The organism is Bacteroides sp. 224 (assembly GCF_010500995.1).
In the GTDB taxonomy this organism is placed as follows: Bacteria; Bacteroidota; Bacteroidia; order Bacteroidales; family Bacteroidaceae; genus Bacteroides.
Genome location: NZ_QVMK01000001.1, coordinates 157,638 through 182,576, shown reverse-complemented (window position 1 = coordinate 182,576; position 24,939 = coordinate 157,638). Strand labels below are relative to the sequence as shown.

Genomic DNA, 24,939 nt, shown 5'->3' with positions numbered 1-24,939 from the left:
CAGCCTCACATATATTGTTGAGGCTGCCTCTTCTTATTATCCTATCCTTGTTCGAGGATAATTAATATTGGGCGCGTATTGCTTCTGCAATAGCAGTAAACTCTTCTTGTGAAAGTTTTAACTTTGGATTCGAGATAAGCATATCCGACTCCCTGTTAATTGGAATTAAATGAATGTGAGCATGAGGCACTTCAAGTCCTATAACTGAAGCTCCTACGCGCTTACATGGTATTGCTTTTTCAATGGCACGAGCCACTTTTTTAGCAAAAACATGCATAGCAGCTAAATCTTCGTCTGATAGATCAAAAATATAATCGACTTCCTGTTTAGGAATAACAAGTGTATGCCCTTTTACCAACGGATTAATATCCAGAAAAGCAAAGAACTTATCATCTTCAGCTATTTTATAGCTTGGTATTTCACCTACAACAATCCGACTAAAAATAGTAGCCATAACTCTAAATATATTAAAGAGAGATATTTAACACCTCAAGTTTAATCTTTCCCTGGGGCACCTGAATTTCAGTTACATCGCCTACCTTCTTGCCTAAAAGCCCTTGAGCAATAGGAGTGCTCACCGAAATTTTGCCTTCTTTCAGGTTGGCTTCGCTTTCAGATACAATGGTATAGGTCATCTTCATGCCATTGGTTACGTTTTTCAGTTCAACCTTGTTCAGAATCTGAACAGAGTCGGTTTTTAATTTCGATTCATCTATTATTTTAGCATCAGCAATTATTTCTTTCAACTTACTGATCTTTAGTTCTAACAATGCCTGTGCTTCTTTAGCTGCATCATATTCTGCATTTTCCGACAAATCACCCTTATCACGGGCTTCTGCTATTTGTCTCGAAATCTCAGGACGGTTAACTGTTTCCAATACTTTTAGTTCTTCAACCAATTTCTTGTAACCATCTTCCGACATATAAGCCATAATATTTTCCTCCTTTTAAATTTAAATGGTCATATAAAACAAAAAAGAATTCCAACATGATTCATGTTGGAACCCTCTCATTTATTATTTCTTGCAAAGATAAGCGATTAAACCATTCGTGTCAAGCAAAAAGCGCTGTTATGTAACATATTTAAAGAAATAGTGCCTATTTATAACACCTTTAGAATACTTTCTCCGAACAATCGATTAGTCAACTTTTTTAAAGCATTGCTTTTATTTCAGCTTCTATATCTTTAATATCTTCTCCACGTTTCTTGAGTTCATTCTTTTTATTAATCAAGAAGTAAGTGGGCAATTGTTTTACATTATAGATATTAAGCGTAGGCGAATAAACACCTCTTGGATCACGCACACAAACCCAAGGTAAATTGTCGGCAGAGGTTTTCCAAAAATGCTCATCTGCATCTAATGATACTTGATAGACTTCTAATCCTTGAGCAGCATACTTATTATACAAATCGCGCAACCAGAAATTATGAGCAGCGGCAACTGTACTTTGATATACTGTAAAATCGAGCAATACCACTTTTCCGGCTAGATCAGTCAGCTTGCGCGAATTGCCTTTCAGGTCTTTTAAGTCAATATCAATAATATTTGTTTCTACAATCTTCTCTTGAGGTATTTCCAATACTTGTTCTTTAGCGGGACGAGTGTTTCTCATTCCTTTCAGTACCAGATTATACAGATTACGTGTACGGATAGCATGAGGATAGTTTGCATCCAAGCTGGTAGCAACAGCAGCAAAACTTCTCACATCTTCTCTACTATTCAAAGGGTCGAAAATCAGGAAGTTGTTAACCTTCTGGAAAAGAGCAAAATAAGCAGCAGCAGTATTCGGAGCTGCATAAATATAATTCACTCTTACATCTTCTTTATAGCGATTCATTATTGAGAGTACACTGTCTTCAAATATATCATTGCGCATTCTGTTGCTTTGTGCTGATTTAGCCAAAGCGTTTATCTCATTCTGCAACGCAATCTGCTTTACGGTCAGCTCCTTAATTTTTTTGCTATTAACAGACCCCTCTATGGTATATGCTGTAGAAAACTCATTGTAAGGAGCAATTACCTTGATCGTTTCTATCGAATCTACCGAAAAGTTTATAACTTTATTATCAACTCTCAACCTAAAGAACTCAGGAGATTCCGGTCTGTCTTGTTTAAAAGTAAAAGATCCGTTACTTTTCAGCTTCACTGAGTCTAATGCAACTACCCCTTCGAGTTTGGATGCTTCCAAATAAAGCTTCTTTCCTTCTGCTCCGGAAATTTCTCCCGTTACTTCAAATTTAGATCCGGAATTGCATGAAACCAAGGCCAGTAGTGCAAAAGCCAAAAAAGATATCTTTTTCATAATACGCGTATATTTTAAGGTGCAAATATAAACCTTTTAAATGTAAATGCATATCTTTGCACGAATTTTGAAAGAAAAATATAGATAAAACAATTTTTATGATTAACCCAATTGTTAAGACGATCGAGTTAGGAGATGGAAGAACCATCACACTCGAGACGGGGAAATTGGCCAAACAAGCAGATGGAGCAGTGATGCTTCGCATGGGAAATACCATGTTGCTGGCTACCGTTTGTGCCGCTAAAGACGCAATCCCCGGAACTGATTTCATGCCGTTGCAGGTGGAGTACAAAGAAAAATTTGCGGCATTCGGCCGATTCCCCGGCGGTTTCACTAAAAGAGAAGGTAGAGCTTCTGATTATGAAATTCTTACTTGCCGACTTGTAGACCGCGCGCTCCGTCCTCTCTTCCCCGACAACTATCACGCAGAAGTATTCGTAAACATCATACTTTATTCAGCCGACGGCATCGACATGCCTGATGCACTTGCCGGACTGGCAGCCTCTGCTGCTCTTGCAGTTTCCGACATTCCGTTTAACGGACCTATTTCCGAAGTACGTGTAGCACGTATTGATGGACAGTTCGTTATCAATCCTACATTCGACCAATTAGAAAAAGCCGATATGGACATCATGGTAGCTGCCACTATGGAAAACATCATGATGGTGGAAGGCGAAATGAACGAGGTTTCAGAAGCAGAACTGCTGGAAGCTATGAAAGTAGCTCACGAAGCAATCAAAGTTCATTGCCAGGCACAAATCGAATTAACCGAAATGGTTGGGAAAACGGTAAAACGTGAGTACGACCACGAAGTAAACGATGAAGAACTTCGCAAACAAGTGCGCGAAGCTTGCTACGAAAAAGTATATGCCATTGCAGCATCGGGTAGCAACAAGCACGAACGTCATGACGCTTTCGAAGCTGTTCGCGAAGAATTCAAAGCTCAATTCAGCGAAGAAGAACTTGCTGAAAAAGCATCTTTAATTAACCGTTACTATCACGATGTAGAAAAAGAAGCGATGCGTCGTTGCATCCTTGATGAAGGAAAGCGTCTCGATGGTCGTAAAACTACAGAAATTCGCCCAATATGGTCGGAAGTAGATTATTTACCGGGACCTCACGGATCGGCTATCTTTACTCGTGGCGAAACACAATCATTAACTTCGGTGACATTGGGAACAAAACTCGATGAAAAGATGATTGATGATGTATTGGTACACGGAAAAGAACGTTTCCTTTTACATTATAACTTCCCTCCATTCTCAACCGGCGAAGCTCGTCCACAACGTGGGGTAGGTCGTCGCGAAATTGGTCATGGTAACCTGGCACACAGAGCATTGAAGAAAATGATTCCGGAAGATTACTCATACGTAGTACGTGTAGTATCCGATATCCTGGAATCGAACGGTTCTTCTTCTATGGCAACTGTATGTGCAGGAACTTTAGCTTTAATGGATGCCGGTGTAAAAATCAAAAAGCCCGTATCAGGTATTGCTATGGGATTGATTAAAAACGCAGGTGAAGACAAATATGCTGTTCTTTCCGACATTCTTGGCGACGAAGACCACTTGGGAGACATGGACTTTAAAGTAACCGGTACTGCCGATGGTATTACAGCTACCCAGATGGATATCAAAGTAGACGGACTTTCATTCGAAATCCTTGAACGTGCATTGAATCAAGCAAAAGACGGACGTATGCATATCCTTGGCAAAATCCAGGAAACAATGTCTGAACCACGTGCTGATTTGAAAGAACACGCTCCACGCATCGAAACAATGATTATCCCGAAAGAATTTATCGGAGCCATCATCGGCCCGGGTGGAAAAATCATTCAAGGAATGCAAGAAGACACCGGTACAGTTATCACCATCGAAGAAATCAACGGTGCAGGAAGAATTGAGATTTCAGGAAACAACAAACAAAGCATTGACAATGCAACACGCATCATCAAAGGCATTGTTGCCATCCCTGAAATTGGCGAAATATACAAAGGAAAAGTTCGTTCTATTATGCCTTATGGTGCATTTGTGGAATTCTTACCAGGAAAAGACGGATTACTTCACATCTCTGAAATAGATTGGAAGCGTCTTGAAAATGTAGAAGAAGCCGGCATCAAAGAAGGAGACGAAATTGAAGTGAAGCTGCTTGACATTGATCCGAAAACAGGTAAATTTAAACTTTCAAGAAAAGCAATGCTTCCTCGTCCGGAACGCACTGAAAAGCCACAGCAATAATTAGTTATTGACAATCCTAATATAAAAGGTCATCTCAACATTGTATTGAGGTGACCTTTTTCTGTTTATACAGTGTCAGTTCTTACTCTATAAAAGAAAAATCGGAAAGTACCCCCATACTTTCCGATCCTAAAACAGTCTTAAATCGACCTTAATCAATTTATTAACTTAACACATGGCAAAGATACAAGAAAAAACCTTTAAATCAACAAAATAACAATGAATATTTAATTTTGCCGACTTTTATTACACATATCGCCGCTTCTGCCTGCAATTAGTTGCTCTCTTGAAAGAATAAGTAACTACCTGAATTATTTATAAACCTTAACCGAAAGCTCTCCACTCAATGCTCCAAGTGCATTGAAAGCCAGCGCTTCCATTTCATCCTCTCCCGGATATACATACACAGTACCCAGAAAGGAAATATATGCTTTTAATTTAGGTATCAGGTAATCGCTGTAAGCAAGTCCCCCTGTTAGCAATATGGCATCCACTTTTCCACGAAGCACAACGGCAGCGGCTCCAATTGCTTTGGCTATATTGTAAATCATGCCGTTCAATACATAATCGGCATGTTCATCTCCTTGCTTAACTTTTTCTATCACTTCGATAACGTTGGTCGTTCCAAGATGAGCAGCCAAGCCTGCATTGCCCACTACCATCTTCTGCACTTCCTCTTGTGTGAATTTGCCACTGAAGCAAAGATTAATCAGCTCGCCTGCCGGTAAAGTTCCGGCACGCTCCGGAGCATAAGGACCTTCACCATCTAAGCCATTATTTACATCCACTGCTCTCCCATTCCGATGGGCAGCTACGGTAATGCCTCCCCCCATGTGACACACAATAAGGTTTTGCTCCTCGTACTTCACACCCTGTTCTTTGGCATAACGGCGCGCAGTGGCTTTATGATTCAACGCATGGAAAATAGATACGCGTGGTAATAAAGGCGATCCGGACAAACGGGCCACATCATCCAGCTCGTCAACCACTACAGGATCGGCAATATATGCTTTACAGTCCGGCAGTATACCGGCCAGTTCATGAGCAATCAGTCCTCCCAGGTTAGAAGCATGAGCACGCTTTGCGTGTATCAAGTCATTTCTCAATTCATTATTTACTTCATATACACCTCCGGGAATTGGCTTCACCAAACCTCCGCGGCCTATTATGGCATCGAACGCAAACGGAACATTATTCGCCTCAAGCGCATGCAGCACTAAATCTTTACGAAACTCAAACTGTTCCGTCACCGTAGCATAGCGAGAAAGTTCTTCTACATCATGTCGAATGGTATGAAGCAACACAGGTGTATTATCTTCATAAACAGCAATCTTCGTGGAGGTGGAACCGGGATTAATAGCTAATATCTTCATTTTATTTACTTGTAAGACAGGCCATAGCCATACTATAATACTTCGAAAGCCCCGAGTCGCTTCTGGATGGAAGCACTACCGGACAATCGGGTCCTTGCAGCAATCCGGCCATCTCTGCTTGTGCAAACAAAGATACAGATTTATAAAAAGTATTTCCCGATTCTATATTGGGGAAAATAAGCACATCGGCTTGTCCGTTAATAGGAGAAACAATTCCCTTAATATCGGCACCGGCTTGTTCGCAGGCTGCACGCACATCGAGCGGACCATCTATAATGACATCTCCAAACTCACCGGCTTCGGCAAGTTCCACCAGATTCACATAATCCAGTGAATTCTGGAATTTGGCACTTACTTTCTCCGAGAAGTGAATGAGTGCAATACGAGGTTGCTCAATACCGAAATGTCGGCAAGTGTGTATAGCATACCAAATAATTTCAATACGCTGCTGTAAAGTAGGACGAGGAATAACAGCCGCATCCGAGAAGAAAAGCAGCTTGTTATAAGCCGGAATCCGGGCTACAGACAAATGGGTAAGCACTTTCCCGGGAGGTAGCAAGCCGGTTTCCTTGTCTAAAATTGCACGTAGCAGGTTGTCGGTGTTAATGATACCTTTCATCAGCACATCTGCTCCGCCTTCGCGTACCAGTTGAACGGCTGCCCGGGCTGCCTCATCCGAGTTTTCGATATGGATGGTTTTCACATAATCAGGATACTGCTTTAGGGTAGGATACTTTTCAAGGATATTAGAATCCCCTATCATTATAAACTCGGCAATGCCTTCTTCGAGTGCGCGCGCTATCGCATATTCCGTATTAGGATCGTTCGCACAAACTACGGCAATTTTCTTTCTCCGGTTCAGGGTTTTCAGGTGAGCGGTTAATTCATCAAAATTTCGAATCGGTTTCATTATGATATATTTTCAGCAAATATCGGAAAAATAATTGGTAATTCATAGAGGGATACGGGTTTAAATGCATGGAAATTGTTGCTTTTTGGTAGGAATACAGTATTCCCCAGATACCAACAATTTACAATTAATTGCCTAAAGGTCTATTTTTCTATATACGTATAATATGATGCTTCTTATGCTAGGTTTTGCCACGGCCGCGGTAAAGTTTTGTGGCGGCCGTGGCAAAATCCTGTTGCGGCCGCGGCAAATTCTCGTTACGGCCGTGGCAAAACCTTGTTCCGACTGATACAGATAATCAATCTGTTTATGGATTTTGAAGATTATGTGTTGAGGCAAATTTAAGGGAGTATATTGAATATCGGCAATCTTTTTGTTAAAATCTTGTATCAGGTTACCGTTTTCATCATATAAGTATTCATCTGTGCGTCCATCGTTGGTACGGTTTACGAAGTTGAAGGTTCCTGCATGGGTGGGAACAGCTCCCGAATCTGTTACTTTACGGAGCTGATTACCGTTGTATTCGAGTATCAAATTATCCATCAAACCATCGACAGTGGAGTGCAGGGGACATAGCCCATGCAACTCCTTTTTCTTAATTTGGGTTTACTCCCCCCTTACATATTCATCGCCTGCACCCCCAGCGCCCCAAGCACTGCACTTGCCACTGCGATAATCGCCTTCAGAATCACATCCCATGTTTTACTATTCATTTTCATAACTGTATTGTGTTTTGTTTTAGTTAAATACTCAAAGAGTTCACCACAGATTTTGCAGATTAGCACAGATTATTTATTATTTTTCTGCAGCAAAATCTTCATCATTAATCTGTGGAAATCTGTGTTAATCTGTGGTGAAAACTCCTACTCAATCACTCTCTACCCCTTACGCCGACGGATCGATAAACTCATCTCCCCCGCCCGGATTCTCATTACCACCCGGCTTATTTCCACCCGACGGTCCTTCCCCCTCTCCTTTGGAGAGGGCTGGGGAGAGGCTGAACTCCACATTATTATCCCCACCACGCGTCGTCGCATTACTCTCGTTTACCAAACGTAGAGAGTTGTCTACTGCAAAGCGGACGTGTACTCGTTGGATGTTTCTGACTGTACAATCCTTTTCCTCTTCCGAGCCTGTGCACGAGAAGGTGGTGTAGAATGTACCCAGTCCGTTGATTTTTACTTTGTCGCCCTGACCAAGAATTCTGCGAAGAACGCGCTTGAAGGCCTTAAAGGTGTGGGTTACATCTTCGGCACTCATGGCACCGGTTACTTCGATCTCCTGAGCTACATCTTCCTCGTTATATACGCGTTGGTTACCGGGAGTTCGCTTCAGGTAGTACAATAATGGAGAACCTGCATCTCCTAACTTTTGATTGCGCTGATAGCGCGTTACTAAAATTGACATAATTACTTTTGTGTTTTAATTGTGATTAAAAATTGTTTATTGAACCACAGATTCACACAGATTAACGCTGATTATTCTATTTTCCTGCGGCATCGTAAATTTTAAATCTGTGTAAATCCGCGTAAATCTGCGGTTCATTTTTCTCTCTCTCGACCGAGACAGCGAGCTCTTTCTCTCTCGGTACAATGCAAAGGTACGGCACCGAAAAACGGCTGTGGTAAGAAATGGTAAGAAACGGTAAGAAATCAGGGAGCTCCCAGATAATTAACAATCATTTGCACTTGCATTGGGTTGTACTCTCGCGTGGCAATGCTTACGCCCGATTCTCGCAAAGGTTCCCACAACCGAGGCGAGTGACGAAGCCAACTATTGAACTTCCGTATAGCCGTTCTTGGCGCATTGTGTGGTGAATATAATAAAGCCAATTCTGCTTTGGTATAACTCCGGAGGGTGAATCCAGAAGGGATTATTTCTTCTTTCATTAGTTTTAAGTTTTAAGTGTTTTACAGGAAGTTTAGACACGGATGACGCAGATTGCACAGATTGGAATACACGGATAAAATAACTCTGTTCAATACTATATCCATATTTTAAAATCCGTGCAATCCGTATAATCCGCGTCTAAAATAATAATCCGGTTTCCATTGTTTCTACTAAGTCTTTCAGCCAACATGTATTATCAAAAGGTTCCGTCGTAATCTGGTTGTCCTTTTCATCTATCGTGCACTCCACGTATCTGCCGTTAAAGGCATTGTAGCGGAAGTACACTTCGGCTTTGGCACCGAGGTGCTTAAACTTTACTTTCTCTACGTGTACTTCGGTGAGCATGCGTTCGTAATCGCGTTCTATAATGAGGCCGAAGTCGCATTTATTGAAGAAGTTGGCAGAGCCGTTAACGTCGTACAAATCGGGTGTCGCCTTTTTGCGGGTGCCCGGTTCGCGGTTCATTTTGCGGGGGTGGGCAACGAGAATTACTAAGCAATGGTTTCGCTGGGCAAAGTTGGTGAGCTTATCCAGAAAAGCGCTGATATACTGCGTTTCGCTGTCGCCACGTTCCATCTGGTGTTCGAGGCGGTTGTAGGGGTCGATAACCAGGATGCGTATTCCGCGGCGGTGCACCAGTTCGCGGGCTTTTGTCAGGATGTTATCTACCGTATAATTATCTTCGGGCATGATGGAGGTGATGTTTTCTGCCAGATAATTCAGGGTAGCCTCATAAAGCGGCTCGGGTACGTGACCCTTACGAAAGGTTCGCCCACTTACCTTCTCGGCCAGTTTATTGAAGTGATATACCAGGGGCATGTTTTCGGGACTAAAGTAGGCTGCCTTCCAATGATGGCGCAGGTTGAGACGAAGTACCAACTCGTCTACAAACTCCGATTTTCCGCAACCGGGAATACCACTCACCACGCACAACCTGCCCAGCTCGAAGGTGCAACAGGCATCGAGGTTTTTCAATCCCGTATCGGCACCATGCCCCAGTCCGTTTTCGAAGAGTACACGCATCTCGTCGCTTAGGTCGGACACCGTGAAAACGCCATCCAACGGGGCTTGTGGTGCATTGTCGAGGGCGGCTTTCAGGGCTTCGGCTCCATGTTCCTGCTGCAATATCTCGTTGGCATCTTTGGCAGGCGAGAGGTCTACCACCCGACAGCGTTCGGCTCCCAGCCGCCGAAGCAGTTCATCGCGAAGCTGAAGTCCTTTCTTGTCGGTATCTACACAGATGTAAATCACTTCTTTGTCGTCGAAATGAGTCTTCATAAACCTATCGAGCCACGACAGGTTGCAGTTGGCGCCACTGGGCACGGAGATAACATCTCGCCTGCCGATGGCCATAAACGAGAGTGCATCCATCTCTCCTTCGGTAATGATGCATTGCTTGGTGCCGAGAATGCCGTTCAGGTTATAGGGAATTAGTTCGGCACCGGCGGTCATTTTAAAGTTCTTGGCCAGATCGCGGTATTTGGTGTTCACCAACCGGTGGCCTTCGTAATAGTTAAAGCAGATGCAGGATTCTTTCTTTCCGGTTTGGGGCATAAACTGCTCGGAAGAGGTGATGCCTGCCTCAATAAGCACGCTGGTAGGAATGCGACGCTCGCGAAGGAACCACTGCACATGGTCGTCGCGCAATACGGCAGCCTCTCCCCGCCCCTCTCCCAAAGAGAGGGAGGAAAACGATGCCGCAGGGTTCAACCCCCTCTCCTTGGGAGAGGGCTGGGGAGAGGCTGCCACCACCCTCCAATTGCAATAGTGGCAATAGGCCAGCCCGGTGTCGATGTTAACACTTAGAGATTTATCACGTTTATTTTTCCTGCTGTCGCGACATTGGGGACAGAAGGTTTTCAGGCGACCGCTGGTGCGTCCGCAGGTGTCGATGTTGAATTTAGCAAAGTTAATCATGAAACTAATTTTGAATGATGAATTTTGAATTGTGAATTGTGATTTTTGGGGTAAAGAAAGCAAGCAAGCAGCATTTGCCTCAACCGCCGGTAGCATTGGTTACTACTCCCAGTAGCATTCGCACACGTTCCAAACGGCTCTTTCGTTGGGTCGTGGTGGTGCATCTTGGGGAATGATGTTTCCGTAGTAAGAGCGCTCGCCTGTAAGTGGGTCGACGGTTTCGAAGCGATAAGGGTTGTCTTTCTTCTGCTTTTGCTCCAGGGTATCGAGTTGGGTGGCAACACGATTGTTGGTGATGGTGCCTTGACGAATAAAGTTGGCGAAGTAGTATTTTACATCCTGCAATGAAAGCAGCACACTGTCTTTGCCGTGAGTTATTACATGGTTGATGAAGAAGTTTACAATATCCTTTTCATACTTCAGAAAACGATCTCCCAATCCCGAATGCATGGCCTGACATTCTACCCAAGTTCTGTCATTAAGTGCCTCGGCTAAGTATTCTTTCCAGGATTTTATTCTTTTTCTTTCTTCGGCATTTAGTATTACTACATCATCAGTATTATATATTGTTATAGGGTCGTTATAACGTTCGCCATTTTTCTTCCACCGTGTTTTCGCACCTTTTTTCCCGGCAGCAGCACATTGATTCTTTTTCTCGTTTAGCCTTTTCAGAAGTCTGTTCAGATAAGGAGAAGAGAGATACACCTCGCCATCTTCTTCATTATTTATTAATTCGAAGAGCGCGTGATTTTGAATTAAATCTTCAATCAAATTGCGATTCAATTTATAGGCACGTATTATTGAGCGGATATTACTCAGTTTACAACGGTTGTTGGCATGGTTCGACAGCTCTATGAGTAGCATAATGTAACTACCCATACCTTTGGCACCATACTTTTCGATGATAGTTGCTACTCGTTCATCTTTCACGATGTTTGTTTCCAATGGGAAATAAAAATTTTCTTTCATGTTTGTTTCTTCTTTTAAAATCGACTTTAAAACCGATTAATTTTATTTTTTATTTGATTATTCGCAATGATTCATAAAATTATTCGTATCTTTGACGAAAATCTTCGATAATTGCTCGGAACAAATGTCGATACTATTTTCGAAATACGCAAGCTTTTATCGAAAAAATTTCGCAGCTAAAAACGATAAACATGGAGAATACCGAAAACATTAACGAACGCATCGCCTTATTAGTAAGAAGTTTCGGAAGAGGAAGAAACACTACTTTTGCTTCGCTAATTGATAGTAGTGAAGGAAACATCAGAGGATACATCAATAAAGGGGTTATGCCCAAGCAAGATGTATTGGAAAGAATCGTAAGATCACTCGGCGTAAGTGCCACCTGGCTACTCACCGGAGAGGGGCCTATGATGGAAGAAGAACGAGCCACGGAAGCAAACACCGAGCACCTGGTTTCGGTTCCTATTGTAGACATCAGCGCGGCAGCCGGTGTAGTGGGATACGAAAACCCTACGTATCTGGAAGAGGTAGATCGCATCGCCATGCCTTTGCAGATGATAAACAAACGCAACCAGTATTATTGCATTCGTATAAAAGGCGAAAGTATGTCGCCCACCATGTTAGACTCCGGTTATGTAGTGGCACGCCAACTGGAAACTGCCGAATGGGGCGATATGATGGAGAATTATGTATACGTTATCAGTACCAAAGAGGGGTGTACGTACGTAAAACGAATTAAAAACCGATTGCGGCAAAAGGGTTTCGTAGTATGTATGTCCGACAATCCGGACAAAGCAGCCTACCCCAACTTCAATGTGTACGAAGATGAACTGCATTGCATCTTGCAGGTAGAGTGGTACTTCACCGCCAAAATGCCGAATATACACGAAACTTATTACAAGAAGGTGGAAGATTTGGAAATAAAGTACGAAGAACTGCAAGAACAAATCAACGAACTGAGAGATCAAGGAGTAAGAAGAAGTTAACCAATGAGCAACCTAAACCACCCGCCTGCGTTCCCGCCTTATCTTCGGGAGGGCGACAGAATCGTTATCCTCTCTCCCTCCGGAAAGATTGATAAGAAACTACTGAAAGCCACCAAAGAGCGACTTGCTTCTTGGGGGCTACAGCCTGTTATTGCCAAAAACGCAGATGCAGCTTCGGGAAGTTACGCGGGTACTATACGCCAACGGCAGAACGATTTTCAGGCTGCCATGAACGATGCAGAGGCCAAAGCCATCTTCTGTAGTCGCGGTGGATACGGGGTGGTACATTTTATGGATAAGCTCGACTTTACTCTTTTCCGCCAACACCCCAAATGGCTTATCGGGTTCAGCGACATCTCTGCCCTGCACAGTTTGTTTCAGGCAAACGGCTTCGCCTCGCTCCATGCTCCTATGGGCAGGCATTTGGTGATGGAGCCCTCCGACGACCTCTGTTCCAACTATCTGAAGGATATTTTATTCGGCAATATTCCGGAATACACCTGCCCTTCTCATAAACTAAATAAAAAAGGAACAGCCACCGGAATACTCCGCGGAGGAAACCTGGCAGTGCTTCACGGTCTGCGTGCCACTCCTTACGACATTCCCCCGGAAGGAACCATCCTTTTTCTGGAAGACATCGGAGAGCGTCCTCACGCCATCGAACGGATGATGTATAATTTAAAGCTAAGCGGTGTACTCGAAAAGCTGTCCGGGCTCATCATCGGGCAGTTTACCGAATACGAAGAAGAGAAAAGCCTACTTAGCAAAGACCTCTACAAGTCTTTACACGAATTGGTAAAGGAGTACAGCTTCCCCATCTGCTTCGATTTCCCGGTGGGTCACGTCACCCATAATTTACCGCTAATTTGTGGTGCGGAAGTGGAGTTATCTATTAATAAATGCGTAATTTTGAAACACAAAACCCAAACAGTAATTTCTAATGAATAGAACAGACTTACATAAGATTAAACACAGAGACGCAAAGACACAGAGTTTTCATAAATTCTCTGCGCCTCTGTGCCTCTGTGTTCAATTTACTTATAAAATAAATACGCTTTTACTTGCTGTAGGACTGTTATTCTCGGCATTCTCATGCAAAACGAACAATAGCAAACAAGTAAATGCGGAAGAAAAAATAGCAACAGTGCCAACCTTCAACCCCGACAGTGCTTACCTGTATATCGAAAAGCAAGCCGATTTTGGTCCACGCGTTCCCAACACCCCGGAGCATGTAGCTTGTGGAGAATATCTTGCCAACAAACTGGCAGAACACGGAGCCACCGTCGCCAACCAGTATGCCGATTTAACGGCTTTCGATGGCACTGTACTAAAAGCCAGAAACATTATAGGCTCTTACAACCCGGAAAGCAAGAAACGTGTTTTGCTCTTTGCACACTGGGATTCTCGCCCCTGGGCCGATTACGACCCAAACGAAAAGAACCACCACAAACCCATACTTGGTGTAAACGATGGGGCAAGCGGCGTGGGTGTATTATTAGAGATAGCCCGTCACATCAACAAACAAGCCCCTGCGGTAGGGGTCGACATTATTTTCTTCGATGCCGAAGACTACGGCGCACCCTCCTTCTACAAGGGAGTAAAGAAAGACGAGTTCTGGTGTCTGGGCTCGCAATACTGGGCTAAAAATCCTCATGTAGAGGGGTACAAAGCCTCCTTCGGCATCTTGCTGGATATGGTAGGAGGAAAAGGAGCCATGTTCCGTAAAGAGTCAGTTTCCGAAAGATATGCCAGCCACATCAACCAAAAGGTATGGAACAAGGCTAAAGAACTGGGATACAATCAATTCTTCCTTAATGAAAGAGGTGGGTATGTTACCGATGATCATGTGCCGGTGAATGAGATTGCCAAAATTCCAAGTATCGACATTATTCCTTGCCCGAACGACCCTGAAATCAGATTCTTCGAACATTGGCACACCGTAAATGATACGATGGAGAATATAGATAAATATACGCTGAAAGCGGTGGGGCAGACGGTGATGGAGGTTATTTATAATGAAAAATAATCCAATATACTTACTTATATATAATTAGCATTATGACTATCAACGAAATACAAGACGAGATCATTGCCGAATTCAACGACTTCGACGATTGGATGGATCGCTATCAACTCCTCATCGACTTAGGAAACGAACAGCAACCTCTGGACGAGCAGCATAAAACAGACCAAAACCTAATTGAAGGCTGCCAAAGCCGCGTATGGCTACAAGCCAACTTAGTGGACGGAAAGATAATATTCCAAGCAGAAAGCGATGCACTGATCGTAAAGGGCATCATCGCCCTGCTCATGAAAGTGCTTTCAGGACACACTCCCGATGAGATTCTGAATGCCGACTTATACTTTATTGATAAGATAGGATTGAAAGAGCATCTATCGCCCACCCGTAGTAATGGACTGCTGTCGATGGTGAAACAGATGCGGATGTATGCGCTGGCGTTTAAGGCGAAGGGGTAAAAAGTTCATCATCCATGCAAATTTAAAATTTGATTGTTACATTTGCATGGATGATGAACGAAAAAGACGTTGCATTCCCCTAAAAACCAACACAAAAACAATAGCTGCAACCACCGGAACGATATACTTATAATCTCCTTGCCAGAAGTCGTTTAGTTCTGTAATTTCCGGATGCTTCAGGCTGAGGTACACAGACAGGCTATTGTTGAGCACATGCAGCAAGATGCAGGGAAGCAGGCTGGCAGTTTTATAATACATCCATCCCAGCAAAAGCCCTATAAGGGTGGCAGAGAAAACCTGCGCCGGGTTAATATGAAAAAGACCAAAGATAAGAGCTGAAATAATAATTGCCTTTGTAGGCGTATATTGTGCCAAGAGGATTTTGGTTACTGCACCACGGAAAAGCAACTCCTCCAATATAGGACCAAGCAAGGCAACACAAAGAATGCCCAACCAGTTGGACTGCATGATGTCGAAAGTTGCTTTCATCAAATCGGGCAATTGCAACTGCGAAACAAGAAAATCGACCACCAACAGAAAAGCAAGATAGCCCACTACAGCCAATAACAGGTATTTGGCAGATACCGCCGACCAGGTTGCCCGCTCTTTACTCACAAAATTCATTTTCCACAGAAAGACAGTCATAAACACAATCCCCAGAAACATGGCAGGAATTACGACGAGGGTTTCCAGCCCCTCCACACTTTGTTTCGTTAAAAACAAATATCCATAGCAACCTAAGTATGCACAGAGCGCGCCCAGCATTTGGAAAGCAAAGTAAAGCAATACTAATCCTATTGATTTAATCATCCGGCTGTTTTTAGTTTATATTTCTCTTACCCTCTTCGCATCCTCATCCAGTTGAGCAATCAGTTCCTCTTTCGAATTAAACTTCATTTCAGAGCGAATGTGTTCTATAAAAGAAAGGCGGATTAAAGAGTTATAGATGTCGGAATCAAAATCAAGGATATGCACCTCTATGCTTCGACCGGAGTTGGTTTGGAAAGTAGGTCGATAACCGATGTTCAGCATACCTTTATAGGTAGTGCCGTTTACTTCTACACGAACGGCATATACGCCATCGGCCGGAATGAGTTTCTCTTGGTTCTCAAGTCGCAGGTTGGCAGTGGGGTAACCGATGGTACGCCCTACCTTATACCCACCAATTACGGTTCCGTTTAAGAAATACGGATAGCCCAGGCAATGGGCAGCTTCCTTCACATTCCCTTCGTGCAAAAACCTCCGAACAACGGAAGAGCTTGCCACAGAATCGTTTACCGTACAAGCTTGTGCCCGCACAACATCTATCCCTAAAAGGCGACCAAACTCGCAGTAATCATCAAACGTCTCGCTCCGGTTATGCCCAAAACGATGATCGTGCCCAATAACTAATGTCTGTATATTATACTGCTCCTTAAGCACGGTTTGCATAAACTCGAAAGCTGTAAGGCGAGACGTTTCGCCGGTAAAGTCCAATACAAAGCAATAGTCGATACCCGTTTCGGCAAGCAAAGCTACCTTTTCGTTATAGGAGGTTAGTAAATCCGGTTTGAAATAAGTATTCATCACTTTGCGTGGATGAACAGGAAAGGTAATCACAGCAGAGCACAATCCTTTGGCTTGGGCAGATGCTTTCACCTGCTCAATTAAGAAACGATGCCCGGTATGTACTCCATCAAAGAAACCGATGGTAGCTGCGCAAGGCCCGGGCAATACAGTAGGTCTGTTATGAACGATTTTCATTTAGCGATTCGGTTACTTCTTCTCGCGAATATCCATACTGGCTTCAACAACATTCACCACATAATCGCCCAGTTTCTCGCACTCGGCAATAAAGTCCATATAGTAAACGCCTGTTTGGTAATTGTATTCCTTGTTATTAACATCCAGCACGTTTTGGTTCTTCAGTTGATTCCGGTAGTTATTAATCTCATTCTCAATATTATAAGACTTATTGATGGCCGCACTTTGATTCTCGGCTTTATTTACAACGGAAATCATTTGTTGCAAAGCATCATCTACCAGTTGCATCATGGTATGAATATGTTCATACTGCTTTTCGGTAAAGTCGGCATTCGACTCGCGCTTTCTGTTAATGGTACGGGCTAAATTACAACAGCTATCTGCTATACTCTCTATTTCGGTCACCTCACGCAACATAGAACGTATTTGCAATTTACCTTCCGAGCTTAATCTTCCTTCCGAAACCTGGTTCAGGTAGTTTGCAATTTCAACTTCCATGTTATCGCTGATGTTCTCATACTTTTCTATCCGGCTGTACGTTTTATTAAATTCATCATCCTTGGTGGTATGCAAAAGATCCTGAACCATGGTAAACATGCGATAGGTGCGTTCGGCATACAAATGTATCTCTTTACTTGCCTGAAGAATTGAGAGTTCGGCCGTCGATAACATACCTCCTGTAATAAACCGAAGTCGGTACTCTTCTTCCTCTTCTTTCTGAGGTATCAGGAAACGAACCGTTCTCTCTATCAGTTTAACCAACCAAATCATTAAAGACACATTGCAGATATTAAATATGGTGTGGAAAGCAGAAAGTTTATAAGAAACGGCTACATCGGTAGAGCCCGGATGCATAAAGGTATCTACAAACCAAGAAATACCATTTACAAAGGGGTAGAATATCACAAGTACCCAGATTACCCCAAACACATTAAACACCAGATGGGCTAATGCTGCACGCTTAGCTTGGGTATTCCCGGTAAGGGCGGCCAGGTTTGCGGTAATGGTAGTACCTATATTTTCTCCAAGCACCAACGCTGCTCCCAACTCATAGCTTATCCAGCCGTTGGCACACATTATTAAGGTGATGGCCATGGTAGCAGCGGATGCCTGCACAATCATTGTCAGCACAGTACCAATAAGCAGGAATAACAATATCGACAGAAATCCCATATCGGTATAGTTCTGCACAAAGGCAAGCATTTCCGGGTTTTTCGCTAAATCCGGGGCATTACCTTTAAGCATGGATAGCCCCATAAAAAGAAAAGCAAACCCAAAGATGAACTCACCAATAGATTTGCGTGTACTTTTACCCGAGAATATAAGAGGAAGAGCAAAGGCCAGAAGAGGAAGAGCAAAGGCAGCCATATCTACCTTAAAACCAAAGACTGAAATAATCCAGGCGGTGACTGTTGTACCAATGTTGGCCCCCATGATTACGCTGATCGACTGGGTTAATGTCAGTAACCCTGCGTTTACAAAACTGACGACCATTACTGTGGTTGCTGATGAGGATTGGATGAGTGCGGTGATGAGACATCCGGTCAATACTCCGGTTACCCGATTGGTAGTCATAGCGGTCAGTATACCTCGCAACCTATCACCTGCCGCTTTTTGCAAGCCCTCACTCATTATTTTCATTCCGTACAGGAAAAGACCTAAGGAGCCTATGAGCTTTAAAAAATCATAAAAAGAATATTGCATCTATAATTAGTTTATTGATTTTTTGTTTTATCTGCAATTATAAATAAATTTATCCATAACAATCTAATAATTAAGAGATATGGAACAAGGATTACAAATATATTGCAAAAATAACAATAAATATAAAAACTTCCCTCCGGGCAGTACTCTTTTGGATATTTATTCGGGTTTTAATCTGAATTTGCCCTATCAGGTGGTTAGCGCCAAAGTCAATAACCGCGCCGAAGGTCTTACTTTTAGAGTCTACCACAATAAAGATATTGAATTTTTAGATATTACTTGTTCTTCGGGCATGCGTACTTATGTCCGATCTATCTGTTTTGTTCTATACAAAGCGGTAAAAGAGCTCTTCCCCAACGGGAAAATACGCATGGAGCATTCCGTATCTAAAGGATATTTCTGCGATTTACTGATTGGAAGGCCCATCACTCTCGAAGATGTAAAGAGCATTAAAAAGAGGATGCAGGAAATTATCGATGAAGATATTCGCTATCACCGCATTGAATGTCGCACGGAAGAAGCCATCAAAGTGTTCGAAGAACAGGGAATGGACGATAAAGTAAAGCTGCTTCAAACAGTAGGCTCTCTTTATACCTATTATTATACGCTGGGAGATACTATTGATTATTACTACGGAAACCTATTGCCCAGCACCGGATACATCAAACTGTTCGACATTGTAAAGTACTACGATGGCTTGCTGATACGCGTTCCGAACAAAGAAAATCCCAATGTGCTGGAAGAAGTAGTAAAGCAGCAAAAAATGCTCGATATTTTTAAAGAGAACCTTAACTGGCTCCATATTCTGGGGTTAGGTAATGTGGGCGACTGCAACATAGCTTGCAACAAAGGGCACGCCACCGGTCTTATTAATGTGGGGGAAGCACTGCAAGAGAAGAAAATTGCTCAGATAGCAGACTCTATTTATAACCGCGGCACAAATGGAGATCGGGTGAAGTTGGTGCTTATATCGGGACCGTCTTCGTCGGGGAAAACAACGTTCAGCAAGCGATTATCTATTCAGTTAATGACAAATGGCTTAAAACCATACTCCATTTCTTTAGATGATTACTTTGTAGACCGCGAGCAAACCCCTCTCGACGAACATGGCAACTATGATTTTGAATCTCTTTATGCATTAGATCTCAAACTATTTAATGAGCATTTAGAGGCACTACTGAGAGGTGAAGAGATAGAGATTCCACGCTTTAACTTCAGCACCGGCAAAAAAGAGTATGTAGGAAAGAAGCTTAAACTGGAAGCTCACACCATACTTATTCTGGAAGGCATACATGCTTTAAATCCGGAGCTCACCCAACATATAAGCGATAAGAACAAGTATAAAATATATGTCTCTGCCTTAACCTCCATCTCTATAGACGATCATAACTGGATTCCCACAACAGACAACCGTTTGCTTCGTCGTATTATACGCGACTTCAACTACCGAGGGTATTCTGCCCAAGATACCATTTCGCGTTGGCCAAGTGTTCGAGCCGGTGAAGATAAGTGGATCTTCCCTCATCAGGAAAATGCAGATGTAATGTTCAACTCCGCTTTGCTCTTCGAGTTTGCCGTATTAAGAAGGTATGCAGAACCTATCTTAATGACTGTTCCACGTAATTGCCCTGAATATGCAGAGGCTTACCGATTGCTGAAGTTTATTAAGTACTTTACACCGATACAGGATAAGGAAATTCCGCCGACTTCGTTGTTGAGGGAGTTCTTGGGGGGAAGTAGTTTTAAGTATTAAATTTATAAGGTAGTTATATACTTTACAAAAGAGCACTTCATTCATAGCGAAAGAAGTGCTCTTTTTAATTTCAAAAAGTATGCTGAGTTTATTTCACCTCCCACGTTTCGCCTGCCAAAAGCATTTCTTCCAACGTACGAGCTTTCTTTCTTGCACGCACCTCTTCAATCTGTGCATATATGCAGTCATTGTATGTAGGGGCTTCCACATCACGAATTACACCGAGTGCAATTGGATAATCGGGACCTTCCATCAACGCAAGTTTCAAATGCAATGTGCAATCTTGGCAATGAGCATCATGAACAAGTAGGTCTTTTTCTGTGATTCCGTTCTCTCCCAACTTCACCACTTTAATACCGAAGCCTTCCTGCATCAAACCAAGTTCATTGTTTTCGCCAAAGATCATTGGTTCGCCATGCTTCAGGTAAATGGCATTCTTAGCACGATCTGTTTTAGTAGCCACCATACTTTGAGAACCTTCATTGAATATTACACAGTTCTGCAATACCTCAACCACCGAAGTTCCTTTATGTTTGGCAGAAGCTGTAAGCACTTCCACAGATGAAGCCCCATCTACATCTACACAACGACCAAAGAAACGACCGCGCGCTCCAAATACAAGCTCTGCCGGACGGAACGGATCTTCTATCGTTCCATAAGGAGAAGATTTAGTAACCATACCACGGGGAGAAGTTGGAGAATACTGTCCTTTCGTTAATCCGTAAATACGATTATTCAATAATACGATGTTCATATCTACGTTACGACGAAGCGCATGAATGAAGTGATTACCACCAATAGCCAGTCCATCACCATCGCCCGAAATTTGCCATACGCTTAACTGAGGATTAGCTACTTTCACACCGGTAGCAATGGCTGCGGCACGCCCATGAATGGTATGAAAGCCATACGTATTCATATAATAAGGTAAACGAGATGAGCATCCGATACCCGAGATCACTGCAATATTATGAGGTTCCACATTCAATTCGGCCATTGCCTTATGCAATGAATTGAGCAATGCATGGTCACCACAACCCGGACACCAACGTACGCTCTGATCGTTTTTATAATCCTTAGCTGTATATTTCATTTCATCCATTTTATTTCTCCTCCAATATTTTAGTGAATTCTTCTACAAGTCTTAACACATTAAACGGTTGCCCCTTCACACGGTTGAACGGATACAAGTTCACTCCCGGCACTTTAGCACGTAAAATAGTGGCAAACTGACCCATATTCTGTTCGGCTACTACAATCTTCTTGTACTTTCTCAGTATATCAGCCGTATTCTTAGGAAGAGGGTTTATATATTCAAAATGTGCCAATGCTACTTTCTTTCCTTCTGCCTGCATCATTTCAAATGCAGAGTACAGATGTCCATACGTACCACCCCAACCTACAATCAGTAAATCAGCATCCTGATCTCCTTGTACTTCCTGATTAGGAATAGAGTCTGCAATACGATCAATTTTTGATTGACGGGTTTCCGTCATCTTCTGGTGATTGCCCGGCTGAGTAGAAATAACACTGGTATCATAATCTTTCTCAAGACCACCAATGCGGTGTTGGAATCCTTCTGTTCCGGGAACTGCCCAATAACGCACCAGATTATCTAAATTCCGTTTGTATGGTTTCCAACCTTCCTTCATTTCAGGAGTAACGAAAGGAGGCTTAATCTCCGGATAGTCTTTCAATGAAGGAATACGCCAGGCGGCTGATCCGTTGGCGATATAGCCATCTGTAAGTAAAATAACCGGAGTCATGTGTTCCAAAGCTATTTTAGAAGCCATATAGGCAGCATCAAAACAGTTGGTTGGAGAGGTTGCTGCTATTACAGGCAGTGGACTTTCTCCATTACGTCCCCACATAGCTTGCAACAAGTCAGTCTGTTCGCTCTTGGTTGGCATTCCGGTAGAAGGGCCTCCGCGTTGCACATTTACAATCACCAAAGGAAGTTCTGCAATAACAGCCAGGTTAATTGCTTCGCTCTTCAAGCACACCCCTGGTCCGGAAGTAGTAGTCACAGCTAAATTACCTGCAAAAGAAGCACCTACAGCACTACAGCAGCCGGAGATTTCATCTTCGCACTGAACAGTCACTACGCCAAGTTCTTTATATTTAGCCAGATAATGTAGAATATCTGTTGCAGGAGTTATAGGATATGAGCCTAAGAAAAGCTGCAAGCCTGCTTTCTCTGCGGCAGCTACTAACCCGTAAGCTGTTGCAAGGTTTCCGTTTACATCGGTATAAAAACCTTTCTCTTTCTTTCTTTTAGACTCTACACGATAAGTAGAGATAGAAGCATGTGTATTATGTCCGTAATTATATCCGTCTGCCAGAACCTTTATATTGGCTTCGGCAATAGTTGGTTTCTTTGCAAACTTATCTTGCAACATGTGCATAGCATATTCCAATGGACGATTAATCAGCCAACAAACCAGCCCTAAGGCAAACATGTTTTTACAACGCAAAATAGATTTGTTATCTAAGCCACTGTCTTTCAGGCTCTCTTTACACATCGTTGCAATTGGAGCATCAACCACTTGATTGTGGATGCCCAACTCGGCAAAAGGATCGTCTGTTTCGAATAATGCTTTCTCAAGATCTCTCTTGGCAAAAGAATCGGAATCGATAATAATCACCGATTGTGGAGTCAAAAATTTAGCATTTGTTTTTAATGCAGCCGGATTCATCGCTACCAAAACATCGCATTTATCACCCGAAGTAAATACCTTATCTGCTCCAATATGCACCTGAAACCCAGACACACCACTAAGACTTCCTTGCGGAGCACGAATCTCTGCCGGATAATCGGGAAAAGTAGAAATATCATTTCCCAATACTGCCGACAAATTAGAAAAGATACTACCGGCCAACTGCATCCCATCACCGGAATCACCTGAAAAGCGTACCACTACTCTATCCAGGTTTTTAACTGCTAATTCATCTGCCATAATTTTACTGTTTATATGAATTTAGATTACTATTTCTACTATTTACTGTATATTTATAACTTATTGTCACGATTTACCTCAAAATCAGTACAATATCGCATACAACTCACAAAGTTCGTAAACTTATGCGACTTAGCAAAATCTTTTAGCATATATCTGTCTTATTTCAACGGAATAGTTTATCTTTGCAACACTTTTGGGGCCTTGTAGTTCAACGGATAGAATAGAAGTTTCCTAAACTTTAGATAGGGGTTCGATTCCCCTCGAGGCTACTCCAGACACCTTATGATCGGTTGATTATAAGGTGTTTTTGCTTAAATGTTCTACAAATAAGCTACAAAACCAAACACAGTAGAATTATAATTTTAGAAAACTAAACAATAATGGAATTACAAGTAATACAAAGAAAAATATATGAGATTAGAGGCTACGATAAATAATCTTTTTCTCTCTTTTCTGTTAGCTTATTCCACTCCAAACCCCTATTTTTGTCTTTTCACAATGAACCTTATCTCTTTAAAAAGAAGAAAATGAAGCGAATAACAACTATCATCATCTTGCTATTGCATGGCATCTTTATAGCAGCTCAGCAAGAGATAACCATCACAGGACAAATAGTAGACCGGGAAACAGAAGAAATATTACCCTTTACCAATGTATATATAAAGGAGAAAGGAGGAACGATCTCTAATTTCGAAGGACACTTTTCCATAAAGGAAGCACTCAACGATACACTATTCTTCTCTTATGTAGGATACGAACCTCAGAGCATAGTTGCTTCAAAAGTATCTAAGATTGTTACTTTGGCTCCCATGTCCTATCAGTTGCAAGAGGTAGAGATTACTCCTACTGATATTTATGACTTTGTAAAAAAGCTATTTGCAAATACAAAGAAAACGTACAACCTAAAAAAGAATAGAAGAGCCGCCTTCTTCTATCGTCAGATTACTCAAACAAATGGAGAAGCCAATGAAATTCTGGAGGCATTCTTTAATGCCAACTCAGCGCTTTTTCTTAGAGACATGGGACTCGTAACAGGCAGATATGGAGCTGTGGTAGAAGAAGATAACACCAATCCATACACCACTTATATTAACTTTTTCAACTTCTCTCAGGCCTCTCCTATTCTGCCTTTAGATAAAATTGAGAATAAAAACATCATTGTTCCGCTAAACGTTGACTTTGAACGATACTACCAACTATCATACGATATCTTATTTGATAAAGGAGGGAATAGACTCTACAAAATCAGATTCAAACCGCGCGAAGAAGTGAAAAGAGGCATCATCGACGGATTTCTTTATGTAGACCCAAGCAACTTATCCATCAAACGCATGGATGGCAGGCTTATCAATATAAGAATTGAGCATAAAGAGGAGCACCAATTTGTTTCGGAATATGATTGCAGCTTCTCCATGAATTTTAAGTACATCAATAAGTTTCCCGAGGTCGAATCTGTTCATGTAAAGCTGGATGTAGAGGGCAAACTGTCGTCACAAGTTAATTCCATATTGTATAATGTAGGGAAGGTACGGAAAACCGGCAAGAAAAAGATCACGCGCTTTATGAACCTATTGAGTTTGATTGCCCAAACAAAGTATTCGCCCAAATTCTGGGAAGAGAATGAAGTCATCAAACGTACTCCTTTGGAAGAAGAAACGATACAAGCTTTTGAGAAGAAACAGATTTTCGGAACTTATTCGTTGCAATAAGTAAGA

General features: G+C 42.4%; 23 protein-coding genes and 1 tRNA gene. 8 read left to right on the top strand and 16 right to left on the bottom strand.

Going from position 1 to position 24,939, the window contains the following annotated elements:
• Nucleotides 1–61: 61 nt before the first annotated feature.
• The 3 genes from D0T60_RS00655 to D0T60_RS00645 form a co-directional block, all read right to left on the bottom strand.
• Nucleotides 62–454, bottom strand: coding sequence for an HIT family protein (locus D0T60_RS00655; protein ID WP_163216231.1), 393 nt, complete (start codon nucleotides 452–454; stop codon nucleotides 62–64).
• 13 nt (nucleotides 455–467) lie between these two features.
• The gene (greA, locus tag D0T60_RS00650; protein ID WP_163216230.1) at nucleotides 468–932 is read right to left on the bottom strand and encodes a transcription elongation factor GreA; all 465 of its coding nucleotides are present in this window, start codon (nucleotides 930–932) and stop codon (nucleotides 468–470) included.
• 220 nt (nucleotides 933–1,152) lie between these two features.
• The gene (locus D0T60_RS00645) at nucleotides 1,153–2,304 is read right to left on the bottom strand and encodes a TlpA disulfide reductase family protein (RefSeq protein WP_163216229.1); all 1,152 of its coding nucleotides are present in this window, start codon (nucleotides 2,302–2,304) and stop codon (nucleotides 1,153–1,155) included.
• 98 nt (nucleotides 2,305–2,402) lie between these two features.
• Between D0T60_RS00645 and pnp the strand changes: the two genes are divergently transcribed.
• A complete protein-coding gene (gene pnp, locus D0T60_RS00640; protein ID WP_163216228.1) occupies nucleotides 2,403–4,541 on the top strand; it encodes a polyribonucleotide nucleotidyltransferase in 2,139 nt (712 codons plus the stop codon).
• A gap of 311 nt (nucleotides 4,542–4,852) precedes the next feature.
• Here pnp and buk read toward each other — a convergent pair whose 3' ends face one another.
• The 8 genes from buk to D0T60_RS00600 form a co-directional block, all read right to left on the bottom strand.
• A complete protein-coding gene (buk, locus tag D0T60_RS00635) occupies nucleotides 4,853–5,914 on the bottom strand; it encodes a butyrate kinase (protein WP_163216227.1) in 1,062 nt (353 codons plus the stop codon).
• A gap of 1 nt (nucleotide 5,915) precedes the next feature.
• Nucleotides 5,916–6,824 carry a phosphate acyltransferase gene (locus D0T60_RS00630; protein ID WP_163216226.1) on the bottom strand — a complete coding sequence of 303 codons (909 nt, stop codon included), beginning with the start codon at nucleotides 6,822–6,824 and terminating at the stop codon, nucleotides 5,916–5,918.
• 135 nt (nucleotides 6,825–6,959) lie between these two features.
• Entirely contained in the window at nucleotides 6,960–7,367 is a 408-nt protein-coding gene (locus D0T60_RS00625; RefSeq protein ID WP_163216225.1) for a hypothetical protein, read from the bottom strand.
• A 74-nt stretch (nucleotides 7,368–7,441) separates the two neighbouring features.
• Nucleotides 7,442–7,537, bottom strand: a complete 96-nt coding sequence (locus D0T60_RS00620) for a smalltalk protein (RefSeq protein ID WP_370524359.1) — start codon at nucleotides 7,535–7,537, stop codon at nucleotides 7,442–7,444.
• A gap of 172 nt (nucleotides 7,538–7,709) precedes the next feature.
• The gene (locus D0T60_RS00615) at nucleotides 7,710–8,231 is read right to left on the bottom strand and encodes an HU family DNA-binding protein (RefSeq protein ID WP_203558260.1); all 522 of its coding nucleotides are present in this window, start codon (nucleotides 8,229–8,231) and stop codon (nucleotides 7,710–7,712) included.
• A gap of 245 nt (nucleotides 8,232–8,476) precedes the next feature.
• Entirely contained in the window at nucleotides 8,477–8,713 is a 237-nt protein-coding gene (locus D0T60_RS00610; protein WP_163216221.1) for a DUF4248 domain-containing protein, read from the bottom strand.
• A 139-nt stretch (nucleotides 8,714–8,852) separates the two neighbouring features.
• Nucleotides 8,853–10,631, bottom strand: coding sequence for a bifunctional DNA primase/helicase (locus D0T60_RS00605; protein ID WP_163216219.1), 1,779 nt, complete (start codon nucleotides 10,629–10,631; stop codon nucleotides 8,853–8,855).
• Between the two features lie 102 nt (nucleotides 10,632–10,733).
• Nucleotides 10,734–11,600, bottom strand: a complete 867-nt coding sequence (locus D0T60_RS00600) for a Lin1244/Lin1753 domain-containing protein (protein ID WP_163216215.1) — start codon at nucleotides 11,598–11,600, stop codon at nucleotides 10,734–10,736.
• Nucleotides 11,601–11,791: 191 nt separating this feature from the next.
• Here D0T60_RS00600 and D0T60_RS00595 point away from each other — a divergent pair, with 191 nt between their 5' ends.
• The 4 genes from D0T60_RS00595 to D0T60_RS00580 are packed head-to-tail and all read left to right on the top strand — an operon-like array spanning nucleotide 11,792 to nucleotide 15,064.
• Nucleotides 11,792–12,586 carry a helix-turn-helix transcriptional regulator gene (locus D0T60_RS00595; RefSeq protein WP_163216212.1) on the top strand — a complete coding sequence of 265 codons (795 nt, stop codon included), beginning with the start codon at nucleotides 11,792–11,794 and terminating at the stop codon, nucleotides 12,584–12,586.
• A 3-nt stretch (nucleotides 12,587–12,589) separates the two neighbouring features.
• Nucleotides 12,590–13,534 carry an LD-carboxypeptidase gene (locus D0T60_RS00590; RefSeq protein ID WP_163216209.1) on the top strand — a complete coding sequence of 315 codons (945 nt, stop codon included), beginning with the start codon at nucleotides 12,590–12,592 and terminating at the stop codon, nucleotides 13,532–13,534.
• Nucleotides 13,527–14,612 carry a M28 family peptidase gene (locus D0T60_RS00585; protein WP_163216206.1) on the top strand — a complete coding sequence of 362 codons (1,086 nt, stop codon included), beginning with the start codon at nucleotides 13,527–13,529 and terminating at the stop codon, nucleotides 14,610–14,612. The genes D0T60_RS00590 and D0T60_RS00585 overlap by 8 nt, the downstream gene beginning before the upstream one ends.
• A gap of 32 nt (nucleotides 14,613–14,644) precedes the next feature.
• The gene (locus D0T60_RS00580; RefSeq protein ID WP_163216203.1) at nucleotides 14,645–15,064 is read left to right on the top strand and encodes a SufE family protein; all 420 of its coding nucleotides are present in this window, start codon (nucleotides 14,645–14,647) and stop codon (nucleotides 15,062–15,064) included.
• A 36-nt stretch (nucleotides 15,065–15,100) separates the two neighbouring features.
• Here D0T60_RS00580 and D0T60_RS00575 read toward each other — a convergent pair whose 3' ends face one another.
• From D0T60_RS00575 to D0T60_RS00565, 3 genes are read right to left on the bottom strand one after another with little or no spacing between them, the layout of a single operon-like run.
• The gene (locus D0T60_RS00575) at nucleotides 15,101–15,874 is read right to left on the bottom strand and encodes a CPBP family intramembrane glutamic endopeptidase (RefSeq protein WP_163216200.1); all 774 of its coding nucleotides are present in this window, start codon (nucleotides 15,872–15,874) and stop codon (nucleotides 15,101–15,103) included.
• A gap of 15 nt (nucleotides 15,875–15,889) precedes the next feature.
• Nucleotides 15,890–16,807, bottom strand: coding sequence for a bifunctional riboflavin kinase/FAD synthetase (locus D0T60_RS00570; RefSeq protein ID WP_163216197.1), 918 nt, complete (start codon nucleotides 16,805–16,807; stop codon nucleotides 15,890–15,892).
• A gap of 12 nt (nucleotides 16,808–16,819) precedes the next feature.
• Nucleotides 16,820–18,511: a Na/Pi cotransporter family protein gene (locus D0T60_RS00565; protein WP_163216195.1), complete on the bottom strand. Its 1,692-nt coding sequence runs from the start codon at nucleotides 18,509–18,511 to the stop codon at nucleotides 16,820–16,822.
• A 79-nt stretch (nucleotides 18,512–18,590) separates the two neighbouring features.
• On the opposite strand from D0T60_RS00565, the gene D0T60_RS00560 reads away from it, so the two are divergent.
• Complete coding sequence (locus tag D0T60_RS00560; RefSeq protein ID WP_163216193.1) at nucleotides 18,591–20,264, top strand: nucleoside kinase; 1,674 nt, start codon at nucleotides 18,591–18,593, stop codon at nucleotides 20,262–20,264.
• An 88-nt stretch (nucleotides 20,265–20,352) separates the two neighbouring features.
• On the opposite strand, the gene D0T60_RS00555 is transcribed toward D0T60_RS00560, so the two are convergent.
• Nucleotides 20,353–21,366: a 2-oxoacid:ferredoxin oxidoreductase subunit beta gene (locus D0T60_RS00555; protein ID WP_163216191.1), complete on the bottom strand. Its 1,014-nt coding sequence runs from the start codon at nucleotides 21,364–21,366 to the stop codon at nucleotides 20,353–20,355.
• Between the two features lies 1 nt (nucleotide 21,367).
• Nucleotides 21,368–23,221 (bottom strand): 2-oxoacid:acceptor oxidoreductase subunit alpha, encoded by a 1,854-nt coding sequence (locus D0T60_RS00550; RefSeq protein ID WP_163216189.1) that lies wholly within the window; start codon nucleotides 23,219–23,221, stop codon nucleotides 21,368–21,370.
• Nucleotides 23,222–23,421: 200 nt separating this feature from the next.
• On the opposite strand from D0T60_RS00550, the gene D0T60_RS00545 reads away from it, so the two are divergent.
• Nucleotides 23,422–23,493 (top strand) — tRNA-Arg (locus D0T60_RS00545).
• A 258-nt stretch (nucleotides 23,494–23,751) separates the two neighbouring features.
• Nucleotides 23,752–24,933 carry a carboxypeptidase-like regulatory domain-containing protein gene (locus D0T60_RS00540; RefSeq protein WP_163216187.1) on the top strand — a complete coding sequence of 394 codons (1,182 nt, stop codon included), beginning with the start codon at nucleotides 23,752–23,754 and terminating at the stop codon, nucleotides 24,931–24,933.
• Nucleotides 24,934–24,939: the final 6 nt, after the last annotated feature.